The 12,784-nt window shown below is 58.8% G+C and carries 12 protein-coding genes and 1 tRNA gene; 7 read left to right on the top strand and 6 right to left on the bottom strand.

Features of this window, described 5'->3' with window-relative positions:
- Positions 1-106: 106 nt before the first annotated feature.
- The 5 genes from C2R22_RS17600 to C2R22_RS17580 form a co-directional block, all read right to left on the bottom strand.
- The gene (locus C2R22_RS17600; protein ID WP_162562560.1) at positions 107-1,225 is read right to left on the bottom strand and encodes an ATP-binding response regulator; all 1,119 of its coding nucleotides are present in this window, start codon (positions 1,223-1,225) and stop codon (positions 107-109) included.
- Positions 1,226-1,240: 15 nt separating this feature from the next.
- On the bottom strand, positions 1,241-1,702 hold the full coding sequence (locus C2R22_RS17595) for a response regulator (RefSeq protein ID WP_103426918.1): 462 nt from the start codon (positions 1,700-1,702) through the stop codon (positions 1,241-1,243).
- Positions 1,699-3,939 (bottom strand): PAS domain-containing sensor histidine kinase, encoded by a 2,241-nt coding sequence (locus C2R22_RS17590; protein WP_103426917.1) that lies wholly within the window; start codon positions 3,937-3,939, stop codon positions 1,699-1,701. Before C2R22_RS17590 ends, C2R22_RS17595 begins: the two co-directional genes overlap by 4 nt.
- Before the next feature lie 232 nt (positions 3,940-4,171).
- Positions 4,172-4,243 (bottom strand) — tRNA-Thr (locus C2R22_RS17585).
- A gap of 152 nt (positions 4,244-4,395) precedes the next feature.
- Entirely contained in the window at positions 4,396-5,112 is a 717-nt protein-coding gene (locus C2R22_RS17580) for a DUF7114 family protein (RefSeq protein WP_103426916.1), read from the bottom strand.
- 60 nt (positions 5,113-5,172) lie between these two features.
- On the opposite strand from C2R22_RS17580, the gene C2R22_RS17575 reads away from it, so the two are divergent.
- On the top strand, positions 5,173-5,868 hold the full coding sequence (locus C2R22_RS17575; RefSeq protein WP_103426915.1) for an enoyl-CoA hydratase/isomerase family protein: 696 nt from the start codon (positions 5,173-5,175) through the stop codon (positions 5,866-5,868).
- A gap of 82 nt (positions 5,869-5,950) precedes the next feature.
- Positions 5,951-6,592, top strand: a complete 642-nt coding sequence (locus C2R22_RS17570; protein ID WP_103426914.1) for a hypothetical protein — start codon at positions 5,951-5,953, stop codon at positions 6,590-6,592.
- 129 nt (positions 6,593-6,721) lie between these two features.
- On the opposite strand, the gene C2R22_RS17565 is transcribed toward C2R22_RS17570, so the two are convergent.
- Positions 6,722-7,552, bottom strand: a complete 831-nt coding sequence (locus C2R22_RS17565; protein ID WP_103426913.1) for an NAD+ synthase — start codon at positions 7,550-7,552, stop codon at positions 6,722-6,724.
- Between the two features lie 337 nt (positions 7,553-7,889).
- On the opposite strand from C2R22_RS17565, the gene C2R22_RS17560 reads away from it, so the two are divergent.
- From C2R22_RS17560 to C2R22_RS25280, 5 genes are all read left to right on the top strand, one after another.
- On the top strand, positions 7,890-9,017 hold the full coding sequence (locus C2R22_RS17560; protein ID WP_394342396.1) for a tyrosine-type recombinase/integrase: 1,128 nt from the start codon (positions 7,890-7,892) through the stop codon (positions 9,015-9,017).
- A gap of 1,210 nt (positions 9,018-10,227) precedes the next feature.
- The gene (locus C2R22_RS17555; RefSeq protein ID WP_103426911.1) at positions 10,228-11,058 is read left to right on the top strand and encodes a hypothetical protein; all 831 of its coding nucleotides are present in this window, start codon (positions 10,228-10,230) and stop codon (positions 11,056-11,058) included.
- A gap of 368 nt (positions 11,059-11,426) precedes the next feature.
- On the top strand, positions 11,427-11,708 hold the full coding sequence (locus C2R22_RS17550) for a hypothetical protein (RefSeq protein WP_162562558.1): 282 nt from the start codon (positions 11,427-11,429) through the stop codon (positions 11,706-11,708).
- A gap of 4 nt (positions 11,709-11,712) precedes the next feature.
- A complete protein-coding gene (locus tag C2R22_RS17545; RefSeq protein WP_103426909.1) occupies positions 11,713-12,006 on the top strand; it encodes a hypothetical protein in 294 nt (97 codons plus the stop codon).
- Positions 12,007-12,222: 216 nt separating this feature from the next.
- Positions 12,223-12,714 (top strand): hypothetical protein, encoded by a 492-nt coding sequence (locus C2R22_RS25280; protein ID WP_162562557.1) that lies wholly within the window; start codon positions 12,223-12,225, stop codon positions 12,712-12,714.
- Positions 12,715-12,784: the final 70 nt, after the last annotated feature.

Genomic DNA, 12,784 nt, shown 5'->3' with positions numbered 1-12,784 from the left:
GAGCGAACCAGCGTGCGCGGAGCCCTGTCTCCGCGCATCCGTGAGCGACTGTCACCGGGGACCACCGTCACCGTGGCTCCCTCTCGCCCTCGGCTCCGTGCGCTCGTCACCTCCGCTCGACACCGGTGAACTCGAACCGTGCACCACCGTCGTCCCCGTCCGTCACGGTGACCTCCCACCCGTGAGCGTGAGCGATGTCTTGGACGATAGAGAGGCCCAACCCGGTCCCCGAGGGATTGGTCGTGTACCCCGCCTCGAACACTCGGGACCGATCGTCGGCGGGGATGCCCGGTCCGGTGTCCTCGACGTAGAAGCCGTCGAGGAGGGGTCCGACCCGAACCGTCACGTCCGAGCTACCCTGTTCGAGGGCGTTTCTGAACAGGTTCTCCAGCAGTTGTTTGAGTCGCGTCGGGTCCGCGGCAATTTCCTGCCCTCGTGAGAAGTCGCCGAGTTCCAGGGTCGCGTCTCCCGTCTCGACGTACGCCCACGCGTTCTGAGCTTCCGTCTCGACGTCGACCGGCTGGGGGTTTTCGACGTGCGTTCCGTTCCGCGCGAGCCGCAACAGTTTCTCGATGAGGTCGTCCATCCGTTCGAGCGCCTCGGTGACGTTGTCGAGCCTGTCGTCGCCGGTCCGCCGCGACAGTTCGAGTTCTCCGGCTGCGACGGCCAACGGGTTACGGAGGTCGTGGGCCACGAGCGCCGCGAACTCGTCGAGCCGCTCGGTCTTCGCTCGCAGTTGATCGCGCTGGCGTTTGAGTTCGCGCTCGTCGCGCTTGTGGACCATCGCGTGATAGATCGACCGGATCAGCAGGTCACGGTTGAGTTGGTCCTTGACGAGATACTCGTCCGCGCCCCTGTGGAACGCTTCCATCCCCGTCTCCCGGTCCCGCATTCCGGTGAGGACGATGATCGGGACCGAGTCCGTGGCTCGACGGAGCGCCGTGAGCGTGTCCAGTCGTTCGCTGTCAGGGAGGTTCAGGTCTAAGAGGACGGCGTCGATGCCACCCTCCTCCAGGCGTTCGAGTCCGGACGAGAGCCGGTCCTCGTGGATCAGTTCCGGGGGAGCCACCGGGTCACTGTGGTCGAACTCGGCCCCCTCGGGTTCCCCCCGGTCGAGCACGCGTTCCGTGAGTTCCGTGACGTCACGGAGCATCTCCCGAATATAGCGGGCGTCCCCGGGGTTGTCCTCGATCAGCAGGAGTCGGAGTGAGTCGTCGTGAAGCATGGACATCGTCTCGTCTCACACCGATTCGTCGGGGATAGGCGGGGAGCGGACGATAGTGAACCAGAACTCCTCCATCGACCGCACGACGGCGACGAACTGGTCGGGGTTGACCGGTTTGGTGATGTAGGCGTTCGTGTAGTTCTCGTAGCTCTTGATGATGTCGTCCTCCGCCGACGAACTCGTCAGGACGATCACCGGAACGCGTTTCAGCTCCGGATCGGATTTGAGCTGCTTGAGCACCTCGATTCCGTCCACCTTCGGGAGGTTGAGGTCCAGCAGGACGAGGTCCGGGAGCGAGACCGAGGCGTACTCGCCGCGTCTGTGCATGAAGTCGAGCGCCTCGGCACCGTCGGTGACGACGGACATCTCGTTGGTGAGTTGGAGCTCTTTGAACGCTTCCTGCGTGAGTCGGACGTCGCCCGGGTTGTCCTCGACCAGCAGTATCTCGACGGGATCACCGTCTCGACCAGGCGTCATTCGTGCCCACCTGCAGGGGAGAGCGTGAAGTAGAACGTCGTTCCCTCGCCCGGTTCGGACTCGACCCAAATCTCTCCCTCGTGACGGTCGACGATCCGTTTGCAGAGCGTCAGACCGATTCCCGTCCCCGGATACTCCTCGTGGGTGTGGAGTCGCTTGAACACCTCGAATATCCGGTCGGTGTACTGGGGCTCGATACCGATGCCGTTGTCCTCGACCCGGAACAGCCACTTCCCGTCTCGTCTCGTGGCGCCGATTTCGACGCGAGGCGGGTCGTCGTCGTGGTACTTGAGCGCGTTCGAGACGAGGTTCTGAAACAGCTGTTCCAGCAGTTTCTCGTCGCCCCGGACGGTCGGGAGCGTCCCGACGTCTACCTCGGCGTCGAGTTCCTCGACCTGTATCTGCAGACTCTCGAGGACCCGCTCGACGACCTCCGCCGTATCAGTGGTTTCGAGCGAGTCGGAGTGCTGCTCGATGCGCGAGTACGTGAGGAGGTCGTCGATCATCTCGCGCATCCGGTCCGCACCGTTGACGGCGAAGTCGATGAACTCCTCGGCGTCGTCGTCGAGTTCGTCGCGGTAGCGGTTCTCGAGTAACTGCAGGTAGTTCGAGACCATACGCAGCGGTTCCTGCAGGTCGTGCGAAGCGATGTACGCGAACTGTTCGAGCCGTTCGTTCGACTCCTTTAGGTCCTCGATCGTGTCGGTCAGCCGTCGTTCGTACCGGGCTCGTTCGATCGCGTTCGAGAGGACGTTCGCGACGGCCTGCACGAAGTTCACGTCGTGCTGGGTGAACCGCCGACGGGTGGTGTCGTGCGTCCCGAGCACGCCCCACGGGGAGTGGAACGGTCCGATGATCGTGCTGATCCCACTCATCACGTCGTGTTCGACGAGCAGATCCGGACCGGCGAATCGGCTCTCGGTGACCATGTCGTCAACGACGATCGGTTGCTCCGAGGCGAGCGTGTAGCCCGCCTGCGAGGCCATTTCCGTCCCGACGGTCGCCTCGCCGACGTAGCCGTCCTTCCAGCCACAGCCGGAGCGCAACAGGAGTTCGTCCCCGTTCGGCAGCAGTTCGAGCACCTTGCAGTAGTCGCTGCCGAGCGTGTCGGCGACCGCCTCGACCGCTTCGTCGAACAGCACGTCCAGTTCGGGGTCTTCGAGCGCGCGTCGCCCCAGGTCGGTGACGACCTGCTGCTGTCGGACACGCGTCTCCAGTTCGTGCTCGCGCTCGACGCGGTCGGTGATGTCTCGGACGACACCGATACGCTCGTGTCTCCCGTCCTCGCCGGTGAGGACTGCGAACGTCGCCTCCGCTCGGAACGTCCCCCCGTCTGCCGTCTGGACGTCGGCTTCGATCCGTGCCGTATCGCGCTCGCCGGCGACCAGTTCCTCCTGGAGGCGCTGGGCCCGCTCGACGGTCTCCCCTTTGACAACCGTCGACGCGGGCATCCCGAGCAGCTCCTCCCTGGCGTAGCCGGTCATCTCGGCGTACGCCTCGTTGACCATCGTGAATCGGTCGTCGTCGCCGATGACGTAGATTCCGTCCTCGACCGTCTCGACGACCCGTCGGTAGCGGTCGAGGTCGACCTCGTGTTCTTTCCGCTCGGTGATGTCCCGGACGACGCCGACCGCACGGACCGGCTCGCCAGCGTCGGAGAAGAACTCGGCGTGTACCTCGATCCACCGCTGCTCGCCGTCCGAACGGACGATACGGCCCTCGAACCCCCACTTGCCCTCGTCGAGAGCCGTCTCGAAACTCTCCTCGATGCGCGCTCTATCCGCCGGGTGGACGTGTTCGAGGAACCGCTCGAACCCCCACTCGTCAAGCGGCTCCTCGTATCCGAAGATACGGTCGTGCTGTGGTGACCTCCTGGACGTCGCTTCGTTCCGCAGGTCGAGCTCCCACACCCCCATCTCCGCGGCGTCGAGCGCGAGCCGCAACTGCTCTTTGCTCTCCTCGATACTGTCCTGTCCGTGCTCGTCCTGCCGGGACGGGGACTCGGGGCAAGTAACGCCCGGTCGCCACCAGACCCGGGTTCGGTCCCCGACCTCCCTCGTCTCCAGCGACCCCTGCTCGACGAGTTCTTCGAGACGTTTGGCCGCCGAGTCGGCCGGACACCCCATCGACTCTGCGACTTCGTCCGTCGACAGGGGCGCGCCGGGGTCGCTCAGCCGGTCGAACACCCCGAGCGTCTCCTTCAACGTACTACTCGACGGCTGGTCGACGGAATTCATGGCTTAATTCTCAGGCGGGTTGCTGATAGCTTTACTCCTGGAATTCTGGAACTTATCGCCACGTGGAACGTCTGCTCGTGGGGGCCTGCGGGTCGTCCCGAGGCGAATCGGTTACCACCCCGTGCGAATCGGCACCGGAGTGGGTGGGTCCACGTACGACGGTTCGAACGGGGAGTACTCGGCTTCGACTGATTCGTTCTATCGATCGCTCGCTGTGTGAGTTCGCGAGAAGAGCCTAGGCCGGGATTTGAACCCGGGCTCTCGTCCTTACCAAGGACGCGCTTTACCGCTAAGCTACCCAGGCGCGTTATCGCGTAGGCCGGATTCGTTTTTACACGTTTCGATACGCCGCCGTCTTGTCGCGGTGTCGCACTCGTAAAGCCCGTTGCCAGTCAGTCCCGGCTGCCACCACTCCCAGTGGCGACAACGACCGGGACACAGCGACACCGGGTCATCTCAGGGGTCGGTCGCCGACGAGGGGACGCGGTCGCTCTCGCTTTCACTCTCCTCGCGCTCGGTGAGGCCGGCGAGCGCGGCGAGTCCCTCGACGCCCGTCTCCCCGAGCGCGACTGCAGTCGGCGGGAGGTGATCGTCGGGGTCGAAGCCGGCCGCGAGGCCCTCCGCGTGTTCGAGGAGGGCCGGCGGTACCTCGGCGTCGACGGCGGTCGCCCCGGCGATACACCCGAGGACGAACACCGACTCCTCCAGCGTACGGTCGAGGGTGACGGTGTCGGCGTCCGGTTCCCGTCTACGCGTCTGGTTCCGGCCGAACGCCCGGACCGTCTCGACGGCGTGGTCGGCGGCGTCGGTCCGGGCGAGCAGGTAGAAGCCTCGGGAGACGAGTACGGAGGCGGCGAGCATGTCGAGGTCGGCGGCAATCTCGCTCCCCGCGTCGGTCGTCTCCCACGGCTCGTCGTGTGCGAGCGTCCGCGTCAGACGGAGACCCTCGTAGATGAGCTGCACCCCGGCGATCCGCTCGGAGATCGCGTCGGCCTCGACAGCGCCGTCGGCGTCGTCCTCCCGACCGAGCGCCCGGGCGCAGAGCAGCGAGAACACGGCCGGGGCCATCGACGCGTCGTCCAGTCGGTCGTAGAGTGCATCGCGGAGACGTGGCGGTTCGATGTCGGCCAGTGCCTCGCGCGCGGCATCGCGGGCCCGCGCGGCATCGTCCATCGCGCCAGTCTAGCGACGGCAGAGGCAAAGACCTTTGGAAAGTGCACCACATCGGACGACATGATTCGAACGACGAACGAGGACGACGTCCGCGTCGTCACCCTCGACCGCCCCGGTCGCCGGAACGCCCTCCGACCGGCGGACCTGGACGCCCTCGAAGCGGCCGTCGTCGACGCCGCGGAACCGGTCGTCTACCTCCACGGTGCCGGGTCGAGTTTCTGTGCGGGTGCCGACCTCGACGCCGTCGCCGCGCTCGACGACCCCGAGGCGTTCGCCCGTCGGGGCCAGCGCGTCGCACGGGCGCTCGAAGGGAGCGAGTCGGTCGTCGTCGCCGGTATCGACGGTGCGGCCCGTGGCGGCGGCGTCGAACTCGCCCTGGCTTGCGACCTCCGAATCGCCACCCCCGACGCGACGCTCGGCGAACCGGGCGTCCGATTCGGCCTGTTCGGGGCGTGGGGCGGGACGGTCCGTCTCCCCCGCATCGTCGGCGAGGGCGAGGCGCTCGACTTCTCGCTCTCGGGGCGAGTCGTCGACGCCGACGAGGCGCTTCGGATGGGGCTCGTCTCCCGAGTCGTCGAGGACCCGCGGGTCGTCGCGACCGACCTCGCCGACGGCGCTCCCGACGCGCTCGCCGTCGTCAAGCAACGCGTCCGCGCCGACGAGGACGCCGAGACACAGGAACGTGCGGAGGCACGGGCGTTCGCGTCTCTCCACGGCGAACACGTCGACGACATCGCCGCGTCGCGGACCGAGTAACTCGTTCTCCGCCCGTCGAGACGCCACCTGTCGACCTATCCGTGCCGAGTCGTTCTTTACCGTCTGTCCCGTTCGACACGCTATGCACGACTGTCCGCACTGCACGGCGTCGTTCGAGGACGAAGTCGACTTCCTCGCTCACCTCCGCGACGACCACCCCGCGGAGTTCGGGGCGGTCGACCGGCGACGCCTCGAACAGCTCTCCGGCGGCGACGACGCCGGCATCTCGGGCACCGCACTGCTCCTCAGCGGACTCGCGCTCGCCGTCGTCGCCGTCGTCGTCTTCGTCACCTTCGGTCTCGGCGGATCGTCGGGGGACGACGGCGTCGCGGCCGCACAGACCCCGACGAACGTCGGGTCGGCCCACCACCACGGGACGATGGAGATGGTCGTCCTGGGCGAGCGCGTCGACTTCTCACAGAGCCAGTATCAGCTTCAGGCGAACGCTTTCCACTTCGAAGCCGGCGAGGGAACGGTCTGGCACGTCCACGCACAGGGCGTCACCCTCGACTGGGCGATGTCCTCGCTCGGTATCGAGGTGACGGAGAACTCGGTCACCTTCGACGGGACGACCTACCGCGACTCCTCGCCGGAGTACGCGGTCTCTGTGACGGTCAACGGCGAACCGGTCGACCCCGAGACGTACGTCCTCCAGGGCACGTCCGGCACCCAGAACGCCGCGTCTCAGGGCGACAACGTCCGCATCGTCGTCGAGACGGAGTGACTGTCCCGCCGGTGTCGCTGTCTCGGATGACCGTGTCTGTGGGGTAACTCCATCGTCGCTCCCCACCTCTCTCATCCGTCACCGTCTGAGACTCCGTACAGCAGCCGAACGCGACGGTCGCTCGCCGTCTCAGAACAGCGGTTCGGGAGCGGGCGGCATCCGTCGCTTGTGTGCGCTCCGCTCGCAGAGGTCGACGACGCGGTCGACCTGTTCGGCGCTGACCCCGAGTTCGCGGACCGTCGCTCCCTTCGACAGCGGGCCGTCGACGTGGAGCGCGAGGATGGCGTCGAGCGTGTCGTACCCCAGTCCCATCTCCTCCTCGTCGGTCTGTCCGAGCCACATCTCGGCGGAGGGCGTCTTCATCACGAGGTCCTCGGGGAGTCCGAGCGACGCTGCGACCTGACGGACCTGCTGTTTGTAGAGGTTCCCGATGGGGTTGCAGTCGACCGCCTGGTCGCCGTACTTGGTGAAGTAGCCCGTCAGCGCCTCGCTTCTGTTTCCGGTCCCCAAGACGACCTTCCCCTCGTGGTTGGCGACGAAGTAGTTCAACACGCCTCGGACCCGCACCCGGACGTTCCCCGTCGCCATCCGGTCCTCGGTCGCATCCGGATAGGCTTCGAAGAACGCCTCGGCGATGGGGTTGATATCGACGACGTCGTACTCGATGTCCAGCATCTCGGCGACGCGCTCGGCGTCGCTCATGTTCTCGTCGGTGTTCACTTCGCTGGGCATCACGAGGCCGTGGACGTGTTCGGCCCCGAGCGCTTCGACCCCCAGTGCGGCCGTCGTCGTCGAGTCGATGCCGCCCGACAGGCCGATGACCGCCCCCTCCGCGTTCGCGTCGTCGACGACGTCCCGGATGAACGAGACGATGTGTTCGCGCGTCGCTTCGAGTTCCTCCTCGGTGAGTCGGATGTCGAGCGGTGCGTCGTCGTCGAGGACCGAAAGCTCCTGGCTCATCGGTTCTCGCTACCCGCGGGGACGACTAATATCCACGTCTCTCGTCCGAAGAGTGAACGAACGTTCGATTCGAAGACGTGGACGAACCGTCCGTCTGAAGCGCTATTTTCAAGTACGGTGGTCCGATATGGAGAGGTGCACACGAACGACGTGAGCGCGCCGTTGGTCCAGTGGTAGGACAGTGGCTTCCCAAGCCACTAAGACGAACCCGGTTCTTACGAACTTCTTAGCAAGACGTTCCAGTGCTGTAGTTTTCTGCCTTCTAAAGCAGGAAACCAAAGCAATGCCACACGCCAACGACATTGAACGAATAGAAGAAAGTCGCTCCCGTGACGCGATTTCTGACGACCTTCTGGCCAACCAGAATATCGACGGTATCCCCCTTGTGCCTGAACCGTCTCAGGCAGTTCTCAACGAACGTCAGAAAGTCGATTACGCAGAACACAGAAGACGGCTGATTCAATGGGGGTTACACTTTGGAAAAGACCCTGACAGAGCAGATGGCTACGCATACGAAACTGTACGAGTCAGAGCATGTCGCTTGGATGCGTTCTACAGGTGGGTCTGGACGGAGAAAGGTAGGTACACGACCGCAATCACGCATGAGGATGCTGACGCCTACATGAGAGAACTGGTCTACAGTGATTCCAGCAACACGCACAAGGCCAACACACAAAAGGCTCTCAAGATGCTCTGGAAGTGGAAGGCCCACGAGTTGAACGAAGAGCCGTGGGAGCCTGCCGTAACGTTCTCTAACTACGGAGGTTCGATTAAGCCCCGTGACTTCCTGACTCGTGACGAACGTACCAGACTTCGTGAAGCCGCCTTAGAATATGGGACTATCCCACACTACAACTCCCTGACTGCCGAAGAACGCTCAGAGTGGAAGGCTCTGTTAGCTCAGAGGTTTGGAAAGCCGAAGTCCGATATTACCAGAGCCGACTTTGACAGAGCTAATGGGTTCAAGATACCTTCTATGGTATGGACTTCTCTCGACGCCGGATTACGTCCCGTAGAAGTAGGTCGTGCGAAGGTATCTTGGGTGGATGTTGAGAACGCTGTACTACGTATCCCGGCTGAGGAATCCAGTAAGAACGAAGATAACTGGGTTGTCAGTCTACAACCTCGTACTGCTGAGGTTCTGAGATTGTGGCTGGAAGAACGTCAGCAGTACGAGAAATATGCCGACACAGACGCCTTATGGCTTACACGGAGAGGTAATCCGTACAAGTCTTACAGCCTCAGCCACCTGTTGAAGAAGCTGTGTGAAGTGGCTCAAATTCCTACAGAAAATCGTAAGATGTCATGGTACGCGATTCGTCATAGTGTTGGGACATACATGACTCACGAAAGAGGGTTAGCGGCGGCAAAGGCTCAGTTACGGCATCGTTCTGAACGAACGACTCTCCGTTATGACTCTGCTCCTATCGAGGACCGTCGTTCTGCCTTAGAACGTATGGGTTGAACGTTCTCATAATCTGGGAAACACTTTCTGAAATTTAACTATATAATAATTGCGAAACTTTTATATATGTTGTAGCTCCTATAATAGAATACTTCCCCTTCTCGGTTGGATTGAGTGTATAGAAAACTCTCTCCTTGTAGTAGACGGTCTATCAGGATGATGTGAGTCTGACGTACTCTGTACCTGTCTCTTACCTTCTTGTCGGTCTGAAAGCTCCCTGTGTGTCGTAGGGTCTGTGACCATGTGTGACTCAGGGAGCTTTTGGTCACTGTCGATGTACATGTTTGTACACTGATGTGCTACTTAGTCATGGCTGTTAGTATTACTGCTGTCTGATAGGAAGGCTCTCAGACGGCCTACAAGCCTCTCTGTTGCATCAGACTGTTCTGATAGTAGGATGTACTACTGACGGCAAGAACGTCAACACAGACGATTCTGGTGCGTCTGAGAGGGGTTGTAGTAGTAATCATAGTCAGTGTGATAATTCTGCCGTGAGACGTCCTTATAACTTACACTATTAATCATTTAGTATTTTCATAGACCAAGAGTTAGCCGATTAGTCCCACGAATCTCCACTCCTTACCTCCCGCTTCGATGGAGTGGTTACACTGTGTCAGTGAACTGCCTGTTCGTAGCGTCGTTGTGAGGAAGGTCTTACCGACACGAACAATCGCAGATTGTGAGTGGAGGAAGACCGACGAACTGACGCACACAGTATCCTACTGTTTCACCTTCCTCTGGATGCTTCTTCTCAACGATACTTCTAACACAAGCATCGTCGTGATGCCCTATTATGCTACCCTCTCAATAACACTTACATTCAAAGCCCCCCTCAGCCAGTCATCACCTTGATATATCAAGTAACCCTGATATAACAAGTTGCCAGTATAAATAGGCTTCAAGCATTACACATATAATAAGGAGACTGAAGTGCAGTTCAGTTTCCGCGTATTACCAATAGAGTGAGGAGTGTAAGAGAAATGCAACGAAACGAACGTATTGCCCTTAGTGCGATGGAGAAGAGTCAGTTGACTGAATTGAAGGAAGAGATGTACGGGACGCAGAGTGTTCCATACGGCACAATCGTGGAAGACTTGGCACGATTCTACTGGCAAAACAAGTAACGACGGACGACTGGTAGCGGCCTGATTGCTGTAGGAACGGTGTTCCTTGAGACGTTATGCCGCTTTTAGAGATTAAGGTAATAATAATGATACAAAAGACTACGACAGAGATTGAAGAAAAGTTAGAGAACGACCCTTTCGCTTACAGAGACTACGACGTACTCGTTTACTTAGTCGAGGAGGGTAGACCTATCCGAAGTGTTGTAAATGAGTACGGTTGGGACGTTGAAGACTACAAGGAACAGCTCAAGGAGCATGGTCTGACGGACAGGCATGAGTATGACTGGAATCTGCCACCTATAGACTATGACTACGTGTGTTCCGATATGCGGCCTAAGACACGGTCTGTCAGGGTAGACCCTTCGGCAGACCGTGCTATGACAGACGGAGGTGATTGGCTGGATGCACGCTCGTACAAGGCGGCTACGGGAGACGGAGAGGAGTTAGACGGCTACGTACAGGTGTATACGTCCGCAGAAGACGCTAAGAGTGCTACACAGATTCGTGCTGATGACGCACCTAAGGAGAAACGTAAGTTCTACACAAAGCTGTCTGAGCTAAACGACGGCAGAGGTAACTACGGTTCGAGCAACAATGCCGGTGAGTACGCCGCATCTCACTTAGTCGTCAACAAGGACAAGCGTCTCAATCGACGTTGGGCAGAAGCGACGTGTGACGGCTTAGGACTCTCAGGACGACAGAAGACACAGGTTCTCAAGATTGTTGCAACACAGAACTTTGCGTCATGGTCGTACATCGGTAAGCGTCCAGAACCGTTCTACGGTATCATCGCCTTTGTGCTGTACGAGGATGTAGACACGGCGCTACAAGACCCACGGTTCTACGGTCATGAGGAGACTGTCGAGAAAATGCACCCTAAGTTATCGGAGAAAGGCTGGATAGCAGGACATTACTGATAGTGGACCCTTTGAATGTATGTGTTATTGAGGGGAACAGTTTGGCGTAGTCTTCTGTTCGTCTCACGTTGGTCATATTATTGTTTTGAGAACACCCTAATCATTATTAGGGCTTTTTCTTGCGCGTATCACGACCAAGCGACCATATAGGCTACAAATGGGTGTTTCTACAAGTCTGCGGTAGGCCGTTGAGCACCATTGGAGATTCAAAATGAATTATACAATTGAAAGAGTCTCGTTTTTCGAGTACGATGAAGAGGTAGAGCTTCCTGACAACTACGAACTAATAGACATTAAGTCAGTTGCAACGATTAGTGGGCAAACTCGCTACGACGTAATTTCCCTCGTACCGCAGGAGAGTGATTAACATGGAGTTTCATCTAAACAGAGGAGACGACGGCGTTCCTGCCGCAGAGAAGCGTGCAGACTTTGAGGCTATTGATAACGGGTCGTATGAGTTTTCTGAGGCTGATTTCGATAAGTTACACGTTCTTGAGCATCTGTTGTATGAGCATGATATGAAGAACGACGAATTGGCAGAGCTGTTCGGTGTGACCCTGCAGGATATTAACAGCGTTCTTCATTGGCACGGTCTTCTCTACCCAGAATTGCCTCCTGGTAAGTTCTCTGGCGAAGCGAAGTGGTGGTGAGACGATGATAGAGCTAACACGGTACTGCACCACTTCTCTTACAACAGACGAGATAGAGTGTGCAGACCCGTTCGGTGCATTAGTCCTGTTCGGTCCTGTTGTTTACGAGAACGACCCTGACGGACGAGAGCCTGCTATCGGTCTGCACATCGTAGGAGAGGACTTCAAGAGTATGACCACGTTCACGGTCGAAGAGCTTGAGGAGTTTATCGTCTATCTCAAGAAGGCCGTTACAGATGCTAAGACGGCAGAACCGGCCTACTTCGACGTTGAGAGTGGTGTGCTGTATGAGCGTTGAAACACGGGAGGAAGCTCTTGCAAGAGGCCGTTGTGGCTATCGTCTTGCTGACGGTCGCTACTGTAGCTGCCTGCCGTTAGACGCTTTTGTGTTTGAGGACGGTGTTTCAATCTCACGTCGATGCAGGCACCATGCGTCTGAAGTTGAACGACTGAAATTCAAGAGATACCAAAATTAGAGTTACGCCTAATACTATTGGGATTAGATATATCCATCATGGTGTTTCTTGAGGCAGTGGGTACGTTTGCAGGAGTCAGCGTACCGTTTGTCGTTGCATACGTGAGATACAGAAAACGAAAGAAAGACCAATTGCGACGAGTTCGCAAGGCCCTCTTGCATGAGATTGGTCGTACATATGGAGTCCTTGACACGGTAGAAGAGTATATTCAGGCACGGGAATATCTTCCATCCTACTATCCTTCAACAGCGGTATACGAGTCAGTCGGCTCAGTATTGGGTGACATGACTGACGAAGAGGTGAGAGCAATCACTGATTATTACACGTGGGCACATAATATCCAGTGGAAAATGAGCGATATTAATAATCCGAACCGTGAGATATTATTCAGAAATCTGTTAACACTCCATGAATTAGCTGACGACGCGTTAACAGAGATTGAAACTGTTTCTGGATTAGAGCGTAAAGTGCCCGACTTCGAGATAGACGATGTTGTAATAAAGGATACTACGAGTACTGAGAGTGAGTAACGACAACTGAATCCAGTGGATGAATCAGTCAATTACCACAAAAGTCTAAATGGAATCATTACGTTGAATC

Source organism: Salinigranum rubrum (assembly GCF_002906575.1).
Lineage (GTDB): Archaea > Halobacteriota > Halobacteria > Halobacteriales > Haloferacaceae > Salinigranum > Salinigranum rubrum.
This window is presented reverse-complemented; position numbering and strand designations above follow the sequence as displayed.